We start from the raw sequence: 19,313 nt of genomic DNA on the forward strand, positions 1-19,313 counted from the left end.
GAGGTTCACCATGACGGAGCGCAACGACGGCGCGCGGTACTGCATCATCGGCGCGGGCGCGGCGGGCATCACCGCCGCGAAGAACCTGCTCGCGGCCGGCATCGGCTTCGACGTGATCGAGCGCGAGGACGACGTCGGCGGCAACTGGTACTACGGCCGCCCGAGCGGCGCGGTGTATCGCTCGATCCACATGATCAGCTCGAAGCGGTTTTCCGAGTACACCGACTTTCCGATTCCCGACGACTATCCGACCTATGCACGCGGCGACCAGGCACTCGCGTATCTGCGCGCGTACGCGCGGCGCTTCGGCGTGTACGACCGGATCGAGTTCGGCCGCTCGGTGCTCGAGATCGCACCGGTGCAGGGCGGCACGCAGTGGCGCGTGGAACTGGATCGCGGCGAGGTGCGGACCTATCGCGGCGTGATCGTCTGCAACGGCCACCTGTCGCATCCGCAACTGCCCGACTATCCGGGGCGGTTCGACGGGCTGCAGCTGCATTCGTCGCAGTACCGCACGCCGGAGATCTTCGACGGCAAGCGCGTGCTCGTGGTCGGCGCCGGCAATTCCGGCTGCGACATCGCGGTCGAGGCTTCGCATCGTGCGCGCGCGGTCTTCCACAGCACGCGCCGCGGGTACTACTACTGGCCGAAATTCCTGTTCGGAATGCCGGCGGACGAGTGGGCGGAATGGCCGCTGCGGCTGCGCATGCCGCTGTGGGCGCGGCGTTTTTTCGGCGAGCGGCTGCTGCGCCTGACGACGGCCGGGCAACCCGAACACTACGGGCTGCGCAAGCCGGACCACAAGCTGTTCGAATCGCATTTCATCATCAATTCGACGCTGTTCTATCACCTCGGCCATGGCGACCTCGCCGCGCGGCCGGACGTGCGCGAACTGAAGGGCGATCGCGTCGTGTTCGTCGACGGCAGCGAGGAGGCGATCGACGTGATCGTGTACGCGACCGGCTACCAGCCGAGCTTCCCGTTCATCGAACAGGCGCACCTGCAATGGCGCAAGCAGCAGCCGTCGCTGTACCTGAACCTGTTCGACGCGCAGCATCGCGACCTGTTCTTCATCGGGCTGTTCCAGACCTCGACCGGCAACTGGCCGTTGATGGACTACCAGGCGCAGCTGCTCGCCCGCTACCTGCATGCGCGCGACGCGGCGCCGCGCAAGGCCGCGCGCATCGACCGGCTGATCCGGCGCGGCCGCTCGGACTGGAGCGGCGGCATCGCGTTCCATCGCACGCCGCGGCACGTGATCGAGGTCGAGCATTTCGCGTACCGGCTGCAGCTGCGGCGGCTGATACGCGGGTTGCCGGCCGTGCCCGGCGGTGCGGGCGCGGACGCATCGAAGGTGGCGCCGGCGCACGCGGTGCGCGCGGGAGGTGCGTCGTGAGCCTCGTGCATGTCGAACACCTGTCGAAGACCTACCTGCTCGACAGCGTGCGCGTGACCGGGCTCGCCGACGTGTCGGCGACGCTCGACGCGGGCCGCTTCACCGTGCTGAGCGGCCCGTCGGGCAGCGGCAAGACGACGCTGCTGAACCTGATCGGCTGCATCGACCGCCCCGACAGCGGGCGCGTGATGATCGCCGGTCACGACACGGCGTCGCTGTCGGACGATGCGCTGTCGGATTTTCGCGCGCGCCATGTCGGCCACGTGTTCCAGACCTTCAACCTGCTGCCGGTGCTGTCCGCGTACGAGAACGTCGAGTATCCGCTGCTGATGGCGGGCTGGTTACCCGCGCGGCGCGCGGCGCGGGTGCGCGACCTGCTCGACGCGGTCGGCCTGGCCGACAAGGCGCGGCACCGGCCGAGCCAGCTGTCGGGCGGCCAGCGCCAGCGCGTCGCGATCGCGCGTGCGCTCGCGGCCGAGCCCGCGATGGTCCTCGCGGACGAACCCACCGCGAACCTCGACAGCGCGACCGGGCACGCGATCATCGCGTTGATGCGCGCGATCCAGCGCGAGCGCGACGTGTCGTTCATCGTGTCGTCGCACGATCCGGAGGTGGTGAAGGTGGCCGACGCCGTGATCCGGATTCTCGACGGCCGCATCGTCGGCCACGAGCGGGCCGGCGACGACACGGCGACGCAGGAGGTGTACCGATGACCCATACGCTGATGCTCGCGCTGCGCAACCTGCAGCGCAACCGCCGGCGCTCGCTCACCACGCTGCTCGCGATGATCGTCGGCGTCAGCGCGATCCTGTTGTTCGGCGGCTTCAGCCGCGACATCACGCTCGGCCTGCAGACCGACTTCGTGCAGCGCAGCGGCCACCTGCAGATCCAGCGGCAGGGCTATTTCCTGTACGGCACGGGCGACCCGGCCGCGTACGGGATTCGCGGCTACCCGGCGCTGATCGAACGATTGCGGCACGACCCGCAGCTCGCGCCGCTGCTGCAGGTCGTCACGCCGACGCTGCAGTTCGGCGGGATCGCCGGCAATTTCGCGGCCGGCGTGTCGCGCACCGTGATGGGCTTCGGCGCGATTGCGGACGACCAGTACCGGATGCAGCAATGGAACGCCTACGGGTTCCCGCTGCAGCCGCGCACATTCGCGTTGCGCGGCAGCGCCGGCGACGCGGCGATCGTCGGCCTCGGCGTCGCGCGCGTGCTGCACCTGTGCGGCCCGCTGCGCGTGCCGGATTGCCGCGATGCGCCGCCGGCCCCGGCCGAGCCGCCTGCCGACGGCCCGGCTGCGACCGCGCCGCCCGACGTGCTCGCGCTCGCACAGGCCGAGGCCGGAACGCGGCCGGCCGCCGACGGCGCGCCCCATGTCGAAGTGCTGACCGCGAGCGCGGGCGGCGCGCCGAACGTCGGCCGCTTCTCGGTTGTGAAGGCGGACCAGCAGGGCGTGAAGGAACTCGACGACGTGTATCTCGCGGTGCAACTGCCGCAGGCGCAGCGGCTCGTCTACGGCGGCGCCGCGCCGCGCGCGACCGCGATCGAGATCCAGCTCGCGCGCACGGCCGACCTGCCGGCGGCGCGGGCGCGCATCGAGGAGCTGCTGCACGGCGGCTTCGACGGGCAGGCGCTCGACGTCGTCGATTTCGCGACGCTGAACCCGTTCTACGACCAGACCAACCGGATGTTCTCGGTGATCTTCGGTTTCGTGTTCGTGCTGATCAGCGCGATCGTGCTGTTCGTGATCAGCAACACGATGAGCACCGCGATCATCGAGCGCACCGTCGAGATCGGCACGCTGCGCGCGATGGGCATGCGGCGCGGCGGCATCCAGGCGCTGTTCGTCTGCGAGGGCGCGCTGCTCGGCGTGGCCGGCGCGTCGCTCGGCGTGCTGGTCGCGCTCGCCATTGCCGCGATCGTCAATCGCAGCGGGCTGGCCTGGACGCCGCCCGCGCGGATCGACGCCGTCGCGCTGACGGTGCGCGTGTGGGGCGAGTGGCGAACCATCGCCGTCACGTTCGCCGGGCTCGCGTGCGTGGCCGGGCTGTCCGCGTGGCTGCCGTCGCGGCATGCGGCGCGGCTGTCGATCGTCGATGCGCTGCGGCACGTGTGAGGTCGCCCGATTGCCGCGTTTTTCGTTCACTTCACTTTCGGGAGAGCGCCCGTGCGTCGCCTGTTCGTTTCATGCTGTCTGAGTCTTTCGTTCCTGGCCGGCGTCGCGCCTGCGCAGCCGGCGCCCGATCCGCAGAAGGTGCTCGCCGCGAGCGACGCGATCCGCACGCCGGAGAAATCGTTCGTGTTGACCGCGACGCTCGTCGAGTACCGGTCCGGCAAGCAGGTCGACGGCAATACGCTGTCGATCCATTCGAAGCCCGACGCGCCCGGCGGTGCGTTCCGCACGCTGGTGCGCTTCGTCGCGCCGGCGCGCGACACGGGCAAGCTGATGCTGAAGAACGGCAACGACCTGTGGTTCTACGATCCGGTGAACCAGGCCAGCGTGCGGATCTCGCCGGACCAGCGGCTGCTCGGCCAGGCCGCCAACGGCGACGTCGTGACGGTCAATCTCGCGCACGACTATACGGCCGCGCTGAAGGGCGTCGAGGACATCGTCGACGGCGACCGGCAGACCCGTCGCGCGTACCGGCTCGCGCTCGCCGGCCACGGCGACGGGCTCACGTACCGGCGCATCGAGATCTGGATCGACGCGGCGAACAACCGGCCGCTGAAGGCACGCTTCTATTCGGAAAGCGACCGGCTGCTGAAGACCGCGTTCTATCGCCGCTACACGATGCAACTGGGCGTCGAGCGGCCGACCGAGACCGTCATCGTCGACGGGCTCGACAGCAACTGGGTCACGGTCATGCGCTTCTCCGACTACGCGTGGCGCGACATTCCCGATGCATGGCTGCAGCGCGACTACCTGTCCCGCTTCCAGGCGCAATGACGGCGCGGCGCCGAGGCCGGATCGCGGCGCTCGCGTTCGTGCTGCTGCCCGCGCTCGTACATGCAGCGGATGCGGGTGGGGAGGGTGGAGCGGGTGCGGCGGATGGCACGGCCGGCGTCGACGCGGCCGATGCCGCGGCGCTCGCGCTGGCCGACCAGCCGGCCGCGCCCCCCGCCGATACCGCGAAGCCGTGGAAGCTGAACGTGCAGGACGCGCTGCGCACGAGCCGCTATCGCGACGGCGGCGAGGCCGGCCGCAACCAGCTGTCGATCGAGTTCGAATACGGCCAGTGGCTGACGCCGTCGTTCGCCGCGCATTTCTCGATGCGCTTCGACCGCTTCGATCCGCTCGGCACGTCGCGCACGTCGTCGCGCGACGTGACGCTCGTGAAGGAAGCGTATGCGAGCTGGCGCGCGTCCCCCGCGTTCGTGGTCGACGCGGGGCGCGTGAACGAGCGGCTCGGCGCGGCGATCGGCTACAACCCGACCGACTTCTTCCGGGCCGGGGCGGTGAGTCTCGACGTGCCGCCCGATCCGGACAGCCGGCACACGAACCGGCTCGGCACGGTCGGGCTGCGCGCACAACAGGTGTGGGACTCGGGCTCGCTCGCGGCGCTGCTGTCGCCGCGGCTCGAGCGCCGCAGCCTGCCGGGCGATCCGGCCGCGTCGTCCGACCTGCAGCGCACCAACGGCGTCGACCGCTGGATGCTCGTCGCGAGCCAGCGGCTCACCGCGGCGATCCAGCCGCAATGGATCGTCTACGGCGAAAGCGGGCAGGCGCCGCAGTTCGGCCAGAATCTGAGCGTGCTGCTCGGCAACTCGGTGGTCGCGTACCTCGAATGGACGGGCGGCTACCGGCGCTCGCTGATCGCGCGTGCCACCGGCGCGGCCGACGATCGTGCGTTTCGCACCAGTTCATCGGTGGGCGCGACGTGGACGCTGCCGGTCGACCTGTCGCTGACCGCCGAATTCCAGAGCAACGGCGGCGGCGCAAACGCGGCGCAATGGCGGTCGCTGCAGCGCGCGAACCCGCTCGCATGGGGCCGTGCGGTGCAGACCTCGATTGCCGCGCAGGAACTGCAAACCCGTCACGGCGTGTTCGTGATGGCGGCGTGGCGTAATGTCGGCGTGCGTCGCCTCGACCTGTCGGGTTTCGTGCAGGCCGATCTCGGCGGCGGCCGGCAATACTGGCTCGAGTTGCGGCGACGTTTCGACCGCTTCGACGTCGCGCTGCAATGGCTGCATCAGGGCGGGCCGTCGTGGAGCCGCTTCGGCGCGATGCCGGAGTCGACGAGCGTTCAGGTGCTGGGCATTTTTTATCGATGACGCAAGGAGAATTCGAATGAGCAAACGCGCGCTTCAGGCGGCGACCGCCGTGCTTGCGCTGGTTCCGACGATCACCGGGGTGCTCGGCATGATGGGCATCCACGATCCGCTGTACGCGTCGCTCGGCATCGCGCTGCCGGCCGACGCGACGCTGGACGGCAACCTGCGTTTCTATGCGGGCGTCTGGCTCGGGCTCGGGCTCGCGGCGTTTTCGGTGATCCCGCGCATCGAGCATCAGGGGCGGCTGTTCGCGACGCTGTGGACGATGATCTTTCTCGGCGGTATCGGGCGGCTGATTTCGCTCGCGGCGCTCGGGCTGCCGTGGCCGCCGTTCGTCGGTTTCACGGCGCTCGAAGTCGTCGGCGCGCCGCTGTTCATCGCATGGCAGCGGCGCGTGGCCGCGCATGCCGCAGGGGAGCACGCGAATGCATGACATCGACATCGACCAGCGCATCGCGCCGCGTCGTGGCGCCGACGCGGCCGTGCGGGGCATCGCGGTGGCGTTCCTGCACGCCGTGTCGGCACGCTGCGTGCCAATCGGGTACGCGCGGTTCATCGCCCGTATTGCCCTGCTCGCGTGGGTCCTGCTGGGCCCGGTGCAGGCTGATGCGCAGACGGCCGTCGACGACTACGCGGCGACCCGCTATCCGATCGTCCTCGTGCACGGGTTGACCGGGACCGACGACTATTTCGGCGTCCTGCCGTACTGGTACGGCATCCAGGCCGATCTTCAGCGGCATGGCGCGACCGTCTACGTCGCCGACCTGTCCGGTTTCCAGGGCGACCTCGGCCCGAACGGGCGCGGCGAGCAGTTGCTGGCGTACGTCAAGCAGGTGCTCGCGGTCACGGGCGCGGCCAGGGTGAACCTGATCGGCCACAGCCAGGGCGGGCTGACGTCGCGCTACGTGGCGTCGGTCGCGCCCGCGCTCGTCGCGTCGGTCACGACGATCGCGACGCCGCACCGCGGCTCGCAGTTCGCCGATTTCGTGCTGGGCGCGCTGAAGCTCGACCCGACCGGCCTGTCGACGCCGATATTCGGTGCGCTGCTGAACCTGTTCGGGATCCTCACCAGCGACACGCACAACACGAACCAGGATGCGATCGCCGCGCTCAACGCGCTGAGCACGCCCCGTGCCGCGCAGTTCAATCAGCTGTTCCCGAGCCCGGGGCTCGGCGCCGGCGCGTGCGGCACCGGCGCACCGATCGAGACGATCGGCGCCAACGTGCATCTTCTGTACTCGTGGAGCGGGGCCGCGTATCAGCCGGTGTCGCTGCTCGGCATCGTGACCGGCGCGGTCGACACCAGCGTGATTCCGGTCATCGATCCGGCGAACGTGCTGGATCCTTCGACGCTCGTGTTCCTGACGGCCGGCAACGTCATGGCGCTGGCCGGCGCCGGCCCGAACGACGGTTTCACGTCGACCTGCAGTGCGCGGTTCGGCACGGTGATTTCGACGCGCTATCGCTGGAATCACTTCGACGCGATCAACCAGCTGCTCGGCGTTCGCGGCGCCTATGCGGAAGACCCGGTCGCCGCGCTGCGCGTGCAGGCAAACCGGCTGAAGCAGCAGGGCGCCTGAGCGATGGAGGTCCGGACCATGCTGTCCCGCGCGGTGTTGTACGGCGCGACCGGGGCGATCGCCGCGGCCGCCGTTTGGCACGCGTTCGGTCGTCAGGCTGCGTCGACGGCTGCCGTGGCCGCCACGGATACCGCGCCGCCCGGCCACGCCGCGCCGAGCGGTGCGGCGGTGCCGCGGCCGGTGCTTGCCGTGTCGGATGTCACGCTGCCGGCATCGCTCGCGGGCGCGCGTGCGCCGCGCCTGCCGGTCGGGCCCGGCGGGCGCCTCGCGCACGCGCATGCGGTGCGGGAATTCTTCGATTACTTTTTGCTTGCGCAGCATGACCTGACGCCCGCGGCGCTCGATGCGCTGGTCGCGCACGAAATCGCATCGCAGCCGATCGGCGAGCCGGCCCGCCGCGATGCGCTCGATCTGTGGCCGCGCTATCGCGCGTGCATCGCCGCGTTCGACACGCTGCCGGGCGCGCTGCCGGCAGGCGCCGGTCTCGATCCGGACGGCATCGCAGGCGAACTCGAGCGGCGTGCGGCGCTCGCGCGCCGCTGGCTCGGCGACTGGAGCGCGCCGTTCTTCGACGCGGAATTGCGGCGGCAGCGCGGCGATCTCGACCGGATCAGGATCGCGCGCGATCCGACGCTCGACGACGCGCAGAAGCGCGCACGCCTCGCCGCACTCGATCAGGCGTTGCCGCCGGACGAGCGCGACGCACGCGAGCGCGCGGCGCGCCAACGCGATGCGCTTGCAACGCTCGCGCGGCTCGACGGCCAGCGCGCGACGCCCGATGCGCTGCGTGCGCAGCTCGGCGCCGAAGTCGCCGCGCGCGTCGAGCGGATGCAGCAGGGCGACGATGCGTGGCGGGCACGCTATCGCGATTACGCGGCCGAACGCGACCGGCTCGACGCGCAGCCGCTTGCGCCCGACGCGCGCGATGCGCGGCTCGCGCAATTGCGGCAACGCGACTTCCCGGATCCGGCGGACGCATTGCGGGCCGCATCGCTCGACGCGGGCCGGGCCACGGCATCGGCGCACTAGCACCCGTCTCGGACGTGCACGCCGTCACGGCGCTCACCTGACGAGGGAGAAGTGTGGGATAACCCACACTTTCCGCATTCTTTTCGATTCGGGAATGATTTTAATTTCCAGTGTAAATCGCATTACCGCGCATTGACATTCATGCACCGTTTTCAATGATTCATTGCGCAATCCGTTTTATATGGGTGGGATTTAAATCGCCAATTTTTTATTGACAATGCAAGTATCTTCGGATGGCGAGCCGAACTGTCAAATTACTTCATGTAACAAAAGCGGAGTGTCGCGTACGGTTGGGCTGCGTGATACCTTTTTGCTCAATGTCACCGCGCTGAAAAGGCGGAGAAACCGTTAAACCGGTGCGGTGAAAACAGCAGGAAGGTCCGGTGGCCGAGGGGCAGGGATACAACGTACGAGGTGCGCCGTGATACATCAGGCCAACAACGTCATCGAGTTGCCGCATGCACTTGGTGCCAATCATTTCCTGTCAGCGCTCGACGGAATTAACCGTTCCGAATTGGCGCCTCATCTGATGCTTTCGAATCTCGAGACCGGCCAGGTGCTGTGCGATGCCGGCGAGAATCTGGAGGCCGTCTATTTTCCGGTGACGGCGGGCATTTCCCTGCAATACACGGCGGGCGGCAAGACGACACTCGGCGTGACGGAAATCGGCCGCGAAGGCATCGTGTGCGACGACGTCATCGGCAGCGCGATGCAGCGCCGCGTCGTCGTCTATCGCGGCGGGTTCGCGTACCGGCTGTATGCGCGCCGCTTCGCGGACGCGTGCGACGTGTCGGCGGCGATCCGGCGGCAGGTCTTCGTGCGGATGCAGCTGGCGTTGTCCCAGGCGTCGCAGGTCATGTTCTGCAGCCGTCATCACGTGATGCGGCAGCAACTGGGCCGCTGGCTGCTGATCGCCTACGAGCGCGCACGCAGCATCGAAATCCCGGTCACGCACGGCATGCTGGGGCAGATGCTGGGCGTGCGCCGCGAGACCGTCACCGATGCCACGCGGCAGCTTCACGAGCTTGGCCTGATCCATCAGCATCGCGGTGCCATCGTGCTCACGGATCTCGCCGGTCTCGAACGGCAGGGCTGCGATTGCCATCGGGTCGTGCGCGACGAAACACGCCGCATTCTCGCGACCGATGCCGGTACGGATGCCGGCGCCGAGTTGTCGCGCCGCGTCCGGACGACATAGTCGCCGGCACCGCGTCGTGGCGCGATGGCATGCACGGCGGCGCGGCGCGCAAAGGGAACGGGGAGGTGCCTGGCGCAGGCGGTGCGGCGACGCGTCGGGCAGGCGGCATCGACAAGAATCAGAAAAACAGTCATTCAGGTATGGAAAACATTTCGAAGCTCCAGAGTCAGCGCAGCTCGTTCCACGTGTGGCCATGGAGTCCGGCGCTCGGCATCCTGCCGATCGTCGTCGTGGTCGTCGCGCTGGCCGGGTTCGTCGCCGTCAGCCTGATCGTGATCATGTCGTTGCGCGTGTACGTCGGCGGCGAAAGCAGCTGGTCGAAGGCGCAGAAGGACGAGATCCTGCTGCTGAGCCGCTACGGGCAGACCGGCGACGAAAAGCTGTTCGACGAATACCTGGCGGTCGACCGGACCCTCACCTTCCTCGGCGCCGCGCGCCGCGCGATGACCAGTACGCCGCCGGACCACGGCGTGGCGCGCCAGGCGCTGATCGAGGCGGGCATCAATCCGGTCGATGCGGCGGCGGTGGTGTGGTTCTACCCGATCCTGAGCAGCTTCGCACGCCTGAACGCCGCGTTGCAATACTGGGAGGACGCGGACCGGCAACTGGTCGACCTGCGCAGGATCGCCAACGCGCTGCACGCGTCGGTGCATGCGGACGACGTCCGACGCACGAGCAGCCTGAACCACGCGATCTGGGATCTCAACGCGCACATCGAACCGCTGCCGAAGCGCTTTTCCGACGAACTGAGCGCCGAATTCCGCTCGGCCGTCATCCAGCTGTTCCTGTCGTACATCGTGGCCTCGCTGCTGATCATCCTGCTGTCGGTGCGGTGGGCGAGCCGCGCGCAACGCCAGCAGGTGTCGATGCAGACCGAGCTGGACCGGAGCCAGGCATTCGCGGCAGCCGCGCTGCGCTCGGTCGCCGATGCGATCGTCACGATCGGCCTCACGCGCGGTATCGAGACCGTCAATCCGGCGGCCGAGCAGCTGCTCGGCACGTCGTCGCGGCAGTGTGTCGGCAAGCCGATCAACGACGTGCTGGACCTGATCGACACGTCGACGGGCATGTCGATCAAGCTGCTCGCGTCGCTCGGCAACCGCAGCGACCCCACGTTCACCCGCGATCTCGACCTGATCCGCGTGTGCGGCTCGGCGGTGTCGGTGCGCGCGTCGCTGTCGAAGATGGACAACGCCGCGGGCCGCTGCGTCGGCTACGTGCTGATCCTGCGCGACATGACGCGCGAACACCAGTTGATCGAGAAGCTGACCTGGCAGGCGTCGCACGATGCGCTGACCGGCCTCATCAATCGCACGGCGTTCGAGCGACGCCTGGGCGACGCGCTGGCGCAGCGCGGCGGCGGGATGCTGCTGGTGCTCGACCTCGACGGCTTCAAGGAAGTCAACGACGTGTGCGGCCACGCGGCGGGCGACGCGCTGCTGCGCGACGCGACCGCGGTGTTCGCGCGCAGTCTCGGCCACGACGACGTGTTCGGCCGGCTGGGCGGCGACGAATTCGGCATCCTGCTGCCGGCCGGCCGCGACGGCGCGCCGGACGGCGGCAAGGCGGAACGCCTGCGCGCGAGTCTCGAGGACTTCACGTTCCTGTGGGAAGGCGAGCCGTTCAAGCTCAGCGTGAGCATCGGCGTGCTGGATCTCGCGTGCCGGCCCGAGAGCGTCGAGAAGGCGATGCAGATGGCCGACGTCGCGTGCTACGTCGCGAAGGATCGCGGCCGCAACCGCGTGCATGTCGCGGATTCGCGCGACATGCATTCGAGCCGCCAGGCGTATCACACGCAGTGGAGCCGGCGCGTGAAGACGGCGCTCGAGACGAATTCCTTCCAGTTGTATGCGCAACCGATCGTGCCGATCCAGCCCGCGCTCGGCGCGCGGGAGCGCGCGGAGATCCTGCTGCGCATTCCGGACGCCGACGGCAAGCTGATCTCGCCGGTGTTCCTGCCGGCCGCCGAGCGCTACGGCCACATGACGATGATCGACCGCTGGGTCGTACGCACCGTGATCCGGCGCCTCGCGCGGCTCGAACAGCGCCGCTACGTCGAATACAACGTGAACCTGTCGGCGATGTCGATCACCGACGAGCGCTTCGTGGAGTTCGTGATCGCCGAACTGTCGGCGTCGGGGCTCGACCCGTCGCTGCTGTGTTTCGAGATCACGGAGACGAGCGCCGTGCGCAACCTGGAGGTCGCGTCGCGCTTCATGTGCGAGCTGCGCGACCTCGGCTGCCGCTTCGCGCTCGACGACTTCGGCGCCGGCATGTCGTCGTTTTCGTATCTGCGCCAGTTGCCGATCGACTACCTGAAGATCGACGGCGGCCTCGTGTCGACCATGACGTCCGACAGCATCAAGCGCGGCATCGCGTCCGCGATCAACGACATCGCGCACGTGATGCAGTACCGCACCGTCGCCGAGCACGTCGAGGATACGGCGACGGCCGAGATGCTTCGCGCGCTGGGCGTCGACTATTGCCAGGGCTATTACTTCAGCCGCCCCGCGCCCTGGCAGGAAGGGGGATTCCATTGAACCAAGCGAGGAACGAACGCATGAGTGCTCCATTTGAACTGACCGGCGACCTGATGGACCTGGCGAGCTATCCGGCCTGGCTGCGCGACGTGGTCGGCGCGACCGACGAACTGAAGGCGCGCGTCCGTGCGCATCCGGTGTTCGCGGCGATGAGCGGCGGGACGCTGCGCGCGTCGCAACTGCGCGCATTCTTCGTGACCGGCTGGGCGGTGGTCAGCCAGTTTCCGGAATACATGGCGATGAACCTGGTGAAGACCGCCGCCTACCGGTCGCGCGGCGACGAGAAGGCGCGGCGCTATCTGATCCGCAATATCCGCGTCGAGCAGAACCACGTCGATCACTGGGCCAACTGGGCGGCGGAATCGGGCGTGACGATCGACATGCTGCTGCGCGGAGACGCGCCGCTGGCCGGATTCTCGCTGAGCCACTGGTGCTGGAAGAGCGGCAGTACCGACGCGCTCGCGCCGAGCATCGCCGCGACCAACTATGCGATCGAGGGCGTGACGGGCGAGTGGAGCGCGCTGCTGTGCGCATCGCCGTACGAACGGCAGTTCGAACCGGCCGTGCGGCATCGCGCGATGCGCTGGCTCAAGCTGCACGCCGACTACGACGACCGGCATCCGTGGGAGGCGCTCGACATCGTCGCGACGCTGCTCGGCCAGTCGCCCGCGGCGCGCGACGTGCGGGACGTCGAGACGTCGATCCGCAAGAGCCTGAGCTATTTCCTGACGAGTCTCGATTGCTGCATGCATGTGTAGTCGCCGGCGTCGTGCGCGCGCGGGTTCGTGCGGGCCGCACCCGGCCGTTCCGGCTGGAAGGCGGGCCGGCGTGACGTCGCGATGCGCCGTGCGGGCCGTCGTGCTGGACGATTTTCCATGGCCACCCAAGTTCTCGTCGTAGAGCCCGATCCGCGCATGCGCGACAGGATCCGCGTGCTCCTGCGCGGCTGCCAGATCGATACGTCGGCGCTCGACGATGTGTCGATGCTGCTCGCGCACGTGAGCGCGGCACCGCCCACCCTGATCGTGTTGCGGGTCGAACGGCCAGCCACGACGTTCTACATGGCGCTCGGCGCACTGCGGCGGGCCGGTTACGACATGCCGGTGATCGTGATCAGCCGCGACGCGCAGGTGGTCGACAAGGTCGTCGCGCTCGAGATCGGCGCGGACGACTATGTCGTGGAGCCGTTCGAGCCGATGGAGCTGGTCGCACGCGTGCGCAGCGCGATGCGCCGCTACGCGCCGAACCGGCCGGAGTCGCCGCGCGGGCCGCGGAATGCCGAAACCTATGCGTTCGGCGACATCGAGGTGAATTTCGTCACGCGGCGCGCGACCCGCGCGGGAGACGACCTCGGGCTGCGCGCGAGCGAATTCGCGCTGCTCGAACTGTTCATCTCGCAGCCGCTGCGCGTCCTGTCGCGCGCGGAGATCCTCGCGCTGCTGGGGCTGACCGTGGCCGGGCGCTCCGAGCGCGGGCTCGACGTGCTGATCTTCCGGCTGCGCAACCTGATCGAGCAGGCGGTCGGCGACTATCGCTACATCCGCACGGTGCGCGGCAAGGGCTACATCTTCGTGCCGCTCGGCACGCTGGCAGACGACGCGGCCCCCCCGCCGCACGCGTGAGCGGGGCGCGGGCACGTCGGGCATCGCGCCCGGTGCGTCGCGCGCCGGCATCGACCAACCTTCGCCTGCGCATGCCGCCATCGCCCCGGTTCACCATCGGGGCGACCCGCCATTGTCGGTTTAGAACGACCGTGCTAAATTTCCCGCCAGCATTGGCAGTCGCCGACCCGATCATCCGGTTTCGGAGCCTTTGGTCATCGGGTCGTCGCGTGGCCGTGGCTCGACGTGACGCTCGCCGCGCACGCGTGCGATCGCGATTTCCACGCCGGCAAGCGTGCCGCCGCGCGTTACTTCTTTCGCCGGGAGCTGCCGAAGGTGGATGCGCAGCTCGACCTGCTGGCGAGCGCCGATACGACGACGCTCGAGATGCGCGACGCGTGGTTCAGAGCGCCGCGCAGCACGAATGATGGTGACGCGGCGCGGGCCGATGCGCGTGCGCTGCGCGCCGATCGCGCGGGCGCGTCCCGCTGCCGTATCGATGCCGTATCGCTGCGCGACGACGTCGCGCGAGGAGAGAGGAGAGCATGAAAGCCCTGTTGTGTACCGCATTCGGCCCGATCGACCGCTTGCGCATCGAGGACGTCGCGGTTCCCGAACCGGCCGCCGGCCAGGTGCGGATTCGCGTGAAGGCGGCGTCGCTCAACTTCCCCGATGCGCTGATCGTCCAGGGGCTCTATCAGGTGAAGCCGGCGCTGCCGTTCTCGCCCGGGGCGGAATTCGCCGGCGTGATCGACGCGGTCGGCGACGGCGTGAGCGCCTGGCGGCCCGGCGACGAGGTGGTCGCGTTCACCGGTCATGGCGGTTTCGCGGAGCATTGCGTGGCCGACGTGCAGCAGATCGCGGCGCTGCCGCCGGGGATGACGTTCGAGCAGGGCGCGGCGCTCGTGCTGGCCTACGGCACGTCGCTGCATGCGCTGCAGCAGCGCGCGCGCCTGCAGCAGGGCGAGACGCTGCTGGTGCTGGGCGCGGGCGGCGGTGTCGGGCTCGCCGCGATCGAGATCGCGAAGGCGCTGGGCGCACGCGTGATCGCGGCCGCGTCGAGCGCGGACAAGCTCGCGCTGTGCCGCGCGGCCGGCGCCGACGACACGATCGACTATGCGACCGAGGACCTGCGGCGCCGTGTCGACGAACTGACCGGCGGACGCGGCGCGGACGTCGTCTACGATCCGGTCGGCGGCGCGTACAGCGAGGCGGCGCTGCGCGCGACCGCGTGGCGCGGCCGGTTCCTCGTGGTCGGCTTCGCGGCCGGCGAGATTCCGAAGATCGCGCTGAACCTCGCGCTGCTCAAGGAGCGCGACATCCTGGGCGTGTTCTGGGGCGACGCGGTGCGGCGCGACCCCGCGCAGCATGCGGCGAACATGCACCAGCTCGCGCAATGGTTCGCGGCCGGCAAGGTGCGGCCCGCGATCACCGAGCGCGTGCCGCTCTCGGGCGCGGCCGACGCAATCGCGCGCATGGCGAGCCGGCAGGTGAAGGGCAAGGTCGTGATCCTGCCGGACGCGTGACGACGCCGGCGCGGCATCATGCGGCGGCGACCCGAGCGGGCGCCGCCTTCGAGCGGGTTTCTTTCGTGTGACGTTACCGGAGTCGTTGAGCATGCAACCCCTGTCGAATCTGCAACCTGCCGTCGCGACATCGCTCGCGACGTGGCACGCGATGCTCGCGCGCAAGGATTTCAGCGAACTCGACACGATCGTCCATCCGGACGCCGTGTTCCGCTCGCCGATGGCGTTCAAGCCGTACGGACCGGCGCCCCCGCTGCTGCTGGCGCTGCGCACGGTGCTCACGATCCTCGAGAACTTCGAATACCACCGCGCGTTCGCCGACGACGACGGCACGAGCGTCGTGCTGGAGTTCAGTGCGACGGTCGGCGACAAGCGGCTGAAGGGCATCGACATGATCCACTTCGACGTCGACGGGCGGATCGTCGAATTCGAGGTGATGATCCGGCCGTTCAATGCGCTGCAGGCGCTCGGCGCGGCAATGGGCGCGCGGCTCGGGCAGCAGTTGCCGGGGTTCAAGATCGGCGGGTGAGCGGCGGGCCGCCGGCCGGTGCGGAAAATGTCGCCGGCGCAACGCGACGGTCGCGCTCGCGTGCGGCGCCGGCCGGGCGCGCGTCAGTGAGTCTTGATCCTGACGCTGTAGCCCGCATCCTCGAACGCGACGACGAATTCCTCGGGGAACAGCCACGACTCGACCTTCACGTGCGACGTCGCGCGATCGATCTCGACCTTGGCGTCGGGATCGACGCGCCAGATTTCATGTTCGACCGCGCGGGCGGTATCCTCGTCGAGCGAGTGGTCCAGTACGAATTCCATGATCAATTTCCTGTTTTGACGGCCGCATTCACATGAGCGAGAGCGGCCGGTTGGCGAACGAAGCCGATGACGTCGACGGGATCGGACAACATGGGTCGACGATACGCGCGATCGCGTCGAACGATAAGCCGGCATGCGCGTGACGCACTGTCGCCCGTTGATCAACGAATCCGGTGAAGCGTGTGCGAACGGGCCTCGGGAGTGCGAAAGATGCGTTGCAGCCAAGATCGACTTGGCTCGCAGCGATGCGCGGCTCGCTTCGCGCCAGTGAATTGCCGATGAAGCAAGTACCGTTCCGCGCGATCGATGTTGCACGACACGGCACCGCATCACACCACGCACAACGCACAACGCACAACGCGCTCCGCGCATCACGCATCACGCATCACGCATCGAGCGACGCCACCGCATCTGCCGCGATCATCGCGAGGTGATTCGCGGGCCGCGGCCGGCCGGTCGGACGAAACACGGCCTCGCCCTGCACGATGGCGCGGCCCGAATACGCGCACCGTCCGTCTCGCCGGGCGACCGCGCGGCGCCATTTCTGTTCGCCGTAGTGCAGGCGGCCGCTTTCGACCCAGCGGACCAGTAGCGAATCGTGCGACCACTCCAGCAGCGTGACGTGAATCTGGCTGCGACCGGGTGACGAGATGCGCGGCGCGATGCCGACGAAAGAGACGTTCAGCATGATCGATTGCTTTCGGCGCGACCGCCGCGGCGCCGATCCGCATCGCGCGGCAACGAACGGCACTGCATCGGCCGCCCGGTGCGGCGCCGGAGTTCGTGAGTTAAGCTGAATGCCATTGCCAGTCTCCTGCCGGCCGGCGAGGCCGGCGCGGGGTCGATCGAGGCCGCGCGCGCTCGACGCGGCCGGTTCGGGATGCGTCGACGGAGCGGGTGCGCAGTACATACCGCTCGCATCGCCGACGAATGCCCAGTGTAAAAGCGCATGCCGGGCCACCGGAAGGCGCGCGAACAAGAACACGGTGTTGCCCGATATCGAACACGGGCGTGTGTGCCTACGGCCGCACCACGGCATCAAGTGCGCGTATCCGGCGCCGCGCCGCGCGCCATCGAGTGCGGCATCGGGCGCAGCGTGACCGTGCAGGTCGTGCCCGCCGCGAGGAAGCCGTCGCGCGGCATACCGTCCAGCCGGATCCGGACCGGCACGCGCTGCGCGAGCCGCACCCACGTGAAGATCGGGTTGAGGTCGGCGAGCAGCGTCGCGCCGGCCGGATTGTCGCGATCGCTGAGGCCGCGCGCGACGCTTTCGACGTGTCCGGTCAGCGACGGCCCGCCGGACAGCAGCCGGATCGCCGGCATCATCAGGATCACGACCGTCACCATCGCCATGCGCGGCGCTGCCAGCTCCAGCCGCATCGACACGCCCACCGCCAGCACGACGGCGACGATGGTCTTCGCGACGTGGATCAGGCGCGCGCCGTCGGTTCGGCCGTATTCGCGGCTCATGCCGAGCAGCATGCGAGCGAACGCCGCTGCGTTGACAGGCCTGGCCAGCGCGGGCTTGGTCGGCGGCATGGCGTGACGGCAGGACGGATCCGGCGGGACGGCGGCGACACGGTGGCGCGCATCGCGTCAGACGGAATCCGTCGACAGCATTTCGACATGCAGCTCCTTGTCCGTGCCGGCGGACGGCGGCGGATCGAGCAGCGCGATGCGCACGTGTTCGATGAACAGCTTCAGCTTGTTGCTCGCGTACGGATTGCGCGGATAGACCGCGTAGATCACTTCGTCCTGCGGTGCTTCATCGGCGAGCACGCGCACCAGCCGGCCGTCGCGCAGGCAGTCGTCCGCGATGTAGCGCGGCAGCATCGCGATGCCGATGCCTTGCACCGCGGCGTCGCACAGCGTTTCGCCGTTGTTGGACAGGAACACGCTGCCCGGGCTGATTGCGCGCGGCTTGCCGAGGCTGCCGGGCGTCGTGAACGTCCAGGTGGCCGACGGCGCCGTATGGCTGTAGTTCAGGCAGCGGTGCTCGAGCAGCGCGTCGATCGAGTCCGGTTCGCCGTGAGCGGCGAGGTAGTCGGGACTGCAGACGACGACGCGCTCGCATGCGGCGACGCGGCGTGCGATCAGCGCGCTGTCGGGCAGTCGCGCGGAGCGGATCGCGACGTCGAAGCGCTCGACTTCGAGGTTCATCGTGCGATCGTCGGTGTCGAGCGTGACGCGCAGCTGCGGATGCGCGGCGGCGAAGGCCGCGACCGCCGGCCCGAGCAGGCGGCGAGTGAGACTCACCGGCGACGTGATGCGCAGCTCGCCGCACAGTCCGTGCGAGCGTTCCGCGATTTCTTCGGCGACGTCGACGAGCCGGCGCATCGATTCCGACGCGGCACGATAGAAGATCATGCCGTCTTCGGTCGGCGTTACGTTGCGGGTCGAGCGCATCAGCAGCTGCACGCCGAGCGTGCGCTCGAGGTCGCTGATGCGCTTGCTGACGACGGACTTCGACAGGCCGAGCCGGCGTGCGGATTCGGTGATGCTTTGCCGCTCGACGGCGAACAGGAAGGCCTGGATATCGTCTATGTTCAGGGATTTCATGATGCTGTCCGAGGGGCGTCGGGCATGAGTAAAGGGCGGCCGTTTGCTGCGCTGCCACGCATGCCGAGGCGATCGACGGGCGACGCGACGGCGGCGGCCGGCCGCGCGAATCGTGTGACGAAAGCGCGGCGCGCGGCGGCATGCGCCGAAACGGCTGCAACGCGTGGGAAACGCGACGCGCCGCCGGCATGTCGCAGCCGCGCGAACGACTTCGCGCGGCTGCGCTGCAACGCGGCACGAACGGGCGGTTCGGGGGCGTGGCGGGTTACGCGAGCTTGATGCGAGTCCGATGCCGTTGGCAATCCGTATGAGTCCAAGCGTAGTGGAACGTGTCGCCTGTCGATAGCCGGGCCGGATGGTCCTCAGTGTTCCGTGCAGGGAACAATCGATCGCGCCACCATCGGGGACGGCACGATCTGCGAATCGCTGCCGGTGCTTGCCGGCGCGGCGGCGGGCTTCAGGCGATCTGATCGAGGCGATAGACCTCCACCGTGTCGACGGCATCCCAGTCGCGAGCCTGGAACGCCGCGATGTGCGTGCGTATTCGTAACGGATCGGAGGGAATGCGTCGACGCAGGGTGGTGTCGCGGTTGCGACCGCCGGTATCCGGACGGTCGCAACCGCACGAAACGGCATGCGCCGTCGCGGCTCAGTTCTTGTCGTACGAGAACTGGATGCCCGCGGTGCCGCCGGTTTCGATGAACAGGTTGATGAATGCCGGAACGGTTGCGCTGCGCGCCCAGTCGCGCTGCAGTTCGCAGAACAGCTGCGCGACGCTGATCATCTGGCCGCCGGC

Annotated in this window: 17 protein-coding genes and 4 pseudogenes; 15 read left to right on the plus strand and 6 right to left on the minus strand. The window is 68.8% G+C overall.

All coding sequences use genetic code 11. The features are described from left to right. Positions 1–10: 10 nt before the first annotated feature. From DIE04_RS17495 to DIE04_RS17565, 15 genes and pseudogenes are all read left to right on the plus strand, one after another. Positions 11–1,396: an NAD(P)/FAD-dependent oxidoreductase gene (locus tag DIE04_RS17495; RefSeq protein ID WP_124521305.1), complete on the plus strand. Its 1,386-nt coding sequence runs from the start codon at positions 11–13 to the stop codon at positions 1,394–1,396. Continuing rightward, positions 1,393–2,109 (plus strand): ABC transporter ATP-binding protein, encoded by a 717-nt coding sequence (locus DIE04_RS17500; RefSeq protein WP_124487611.1) that lies wholly within the window; start codon positions 1,393–1,395, stop codon positions 2,107–2,109. The genes DIE04_RS17495 and DIE04_RS17500 overlap by 4 nt, the downstream gene beginning before the upstream one ends. Next, positions 2,106–3,515: an ABC transporter permease gene (locus tag DIE04_RS17505; RefSeq protein ID WP_124573151.1), complete on the plus strand. Its 1,410-nt coding sequence runs from the start codon at positions 2,106–2,108 to the stop codon at positions 3,513–3,515. Before DIE04_RS17500 ends, DIE04_RS17505 begins: the two co-directional genes overlap by 4 nt. 51 nt (positions 3,516–3,566) lie before the next feature. Continuing rightward, complete coding sequence (locus DIE04_RS17510) at positions 3,567–4,346, plus strand: outer membrane lipoprotein-sorting protein (RefSeq protein WP_124521301.1); 780 nt, start codon at positions 3,567–3,569, stop codon at positions 4,344–4,346. Then, positions 4,343–5,671: a hypothetical protein gene (locus DIE04_RS17515; protein ID WP_124521299.1), complete on the plus strand. Its 1,329-nt coding sequence runs from the start codon at positions 4,343–4,345 to the stop codon at positions 5,669–5,671. The genes DIE04_RS17510 and DIE04_RS17515 overlap by 4 nt, the downstream gene beginning before the upstream one ends. A 16-nt stretch (positions 5,672–5,687) precedes the next feature. Further along, on the plus strand, positions 5,688–6,104 hold the full coding sequence (locus tag DIE04_RS17520) for a DUF4345 domain-containing protein (RefSeq protein ID WP_124521297.1): 417 nt from the start codon (positions 5,688–5,690) through the stop codon (positions 6,102–6,104). Next, the gene (locus tag DIE04_RS17525; protein WP_124573153.1) at positions 6,097–7,251 is read left to right on the plus strand and encodes a triacylglycerol lipase; all 1,155 of its coding nucleotides are present in this window, start codon (positions 6,097–6,099) and stop codon (positions 7,249–7,251) included. Before DIE04_RS17520 ends, DIE04_RS17525 begins: the two co-directional genes overlap by 8 nt. Before the next feature lie 18 nt (positions 7,252–7,269). After that, positions 7,270–8,280 (plus strand): lipase secretion chaperone, encoded by a 1,011-nt coding sequence (locus DIE04_RS17530; protein ID WP_260426338.1) that lies wholly within the window; start codon positions 7,270–7,272, stop codon positions 8,278–8,280. 421 nt (positions 8,281–8,701) lie between these two features. Further along, positions 8,702–9,478 carry a Crp/Fnr family transcriptional regulator gene (locus DIE04_RS17535; RefSeq protein ID WP_124487617.1) on the plus strand — a complete coding sequence of 259 codons (777 nt, stop codon included), beginning with the start codon at positions 8,702–8,704 and terminating at the stop codon, positions 9,476–9,478. 140 nt (positions 9,479–9,618) lie between these two features. Beyond that, a complete protein-coding gene (locus DIE04_RS17540) occupies positions 9,619–12,018 on the plus strand; it encodes a bifunctional diguanylate cyclase/phosphodiesterase (protein WP_124487618.1) in 2,400 nt (799 codons plus the stop codon). A 20-nt stretch (positions 12,019–12,038) separates the two neighbouring features. After that, complete coding sequence (locus DIE04_RS17545) at positions 12,039–12,776, plus strand: TenA family transcriptional regulator (RefSeq protein WP_124521293.1); 738 nt, start codon at positions 12,039–12,041, stop codon at positions 12,774–12,776. Positions 12,777–12,893: 117 nt separating this feature from the next. After that, positions 12,894–13,640, plus strand: a complete 747-nt coding sequence (locus DIE04_RS17550) for a winged helix-turn-helix domain-containing protein (RefSeq protein ID WP_124487619.1) — start codon at positions 12,894–12,896, stop codon at positions 13,638–13,640. 186 nt (positions 13,641–13,826) lie between these two features. Further along, positions 13,827–14,024 (plus strand): annotated as a pseudogene (locus DIE04_RS30165) (acyl-CoA dehydrogenase C-terminal domain-containing protein); the annotation flags it as partial. A 140-nt stretch (positions 14,025–14,164) separates the two neighbouring features. Continuing rightward, entirely contained in the window at positions 14,165–15,145 is a 981-nt protein-coding gene (locus DIE04_RS17560) for an NADPH:quinone oxidoreductase family protein (RefSeq protein ID WP_124487620.1), read from the plus strand. 91 nt (positions 15,146–15,236) lie between these two features. Continuing rightward, on the plus strand, positions 15,237–15,674 hold the full coding sequence (locus tag DIE04_RS17565) for a nuclear transport factor 2 family protein (protein WP_124521289.1): 438 nt from the start codon (positions 15,237–15,239) through the stop codon (positions 15,672–15,674). Between the two features lie 83 nt (positions 15,675–15,757). On the opposite strand, the gene DIE04_RS17570 is transcribed toward DIE04_RS17565, so the two are convergent. The 6 genes and pseudogenes from DIE04_RS17570 to DIE04_RS17600 all read right to left on the minus strand — a co-directional run. Continuing rightward, entirely contained in the window at positions 15,758–15,958 is a 201-nt protein-coding gene (locus DIE04_RS17570) for a hypothetical protein (protein ID WP_044848408.1), read from the minus strand. A 385-nt stretch (positions 15,959–16,343) separates the two neighbouring features. Beyond that, positions 16,344–16,943 (minus strand): DUF3331 domain-containing protein, encoded by a 600-nt coding sequence (locus DIE04_RS30170; RefSeq protein WP_260426340.1) that lies wholly within the window; start codon positions 16,941–16,943, stop codon positions 16,344–16,346. Positions 16,944–16,996: 53 nt separating this feature from the next. Next, a pseudogene (locus DIE04_RS17580) lies at positions 16,997–17,272 on the minus strand (efflux transporter periplasmic adaptor subunit); the annotation flags it as partial. A 12-nt stretch (positions 17,273–17,284) separates the two neighbouring features. Beyond that, positions 17,285–17,497, minus strand: a pseudogene (locus DIE04_RS17585) (FUSC family protein); the annotation flags it as partial. Between the two features lie 57 nt (positions 17,498–17,554). Next, positions 17,555–18,508, minus strand: a complete 954-nt coding sequence (locus tag DIE04_RS17590) for a LysR family transcriptional regulator (RefSeq protein ID WP_124521317.1) — start codon at positions 18,506–18,508, stop codon at positions 17,555–17,557. A 658-nt stretch (positions 18,509–19,166) separates the two neighbouring features. Continuing rightward, positions 19,167–19,313, minus strand: a pseudogene (locus DIE04_RS17600) (hydrolase); the annotation flags it as partial.

The sequence above is a fragment of the Burkholderia sp. Bp8994 genome, from assembly GCF_003853805.1.
Lineage (GTDB): Bacteria > Pseudomonadota > Gammaproteobacteria > Burkholderiales > Burkholderiaceae > Burkholderia.

Coding starts and splice junctions, on each gene's coding strand:
- DIE04_RS17495 (WP_124521305.1), top strand. CDS start 11: ATGACGGAGCGCAACGACGGCGCGCGGTACTGCATCATCGGCGCGGGC.
- DIE04_RS17505 (WP_124573151.1), top strand. CDS start 2,106: ATGACCCATACGCTGATGCTCGCGCTGCGCAACCTGCAGCGCAACCGC.
- DIE04_RS17515 (WP_124521299.1), top strand. CDS start 4,343: ATGACGGCGCGGCGCCGAGGCCGGATCGCGGCGCTCGCGTTCGTGCTG.
- DIE04_RS17520 (WP_124521297.1), top strand. CDS start 5,688: ATGAGCAAACGCGCGCTTCAGGCGGCGACCGCCGTGCTTGCGCTGGTT.
- DIE04_RS17525 (WP_124573153.1), top strand. CDS start 6,097: ATGCATGACATCGACATCGACCAGCGCATCGCGCCGCGTCGTGGCGCC.
- DIE04_RS17530 (WP_260426338.1), top strand. CDS start 7,270: ATGCTGTCCCGCGCGGTGTTGTACGGCGCGACCGGGGCGATCGCCGCG.
- DIE04_RS17540 (WP_124487618.1), top strand. CDS start 9,619: ATGGAAAACATTTCGAAGCTCCAGAGTCAGCGCAGCTCGTTCCACGTG.
- DIE04_RS17545 (WP_124521293.1), top strand. CDS start 12,039: ATGAGTGCTCCATTTGAACTGACCGGCGACCTGATGGACCTGGCGAGC.
- DIE04_RS17550 (WP_124487619.1), top strand. CDS start 12,894: ATGGCCACCCAAGTTCTCGTCGTAGAGCCCGATCCGCGCATGCGCGAC.
- DIE04_RS17560 (WP_124487620.1), top strand. CDS start 14,165: ATGAAAGCCCTGTTGTGTACCGCATTCGGCCCGATCGACCGCTTGCGC.
- DIE04_RS17565 (WP_124521289.1), top strand. CDS start 15,237: ATGCAACCCCTGTCGAATCTGCAACCTGCCGTCGCGACATCGCTCGCG.
- DIE04_RS17570 (WP_044848408.1), bottom strand. CDS start 15,958: ATGGAATTCGTACTGGACCACTCGCTCGACGAGGATACCGCCCGCGCG.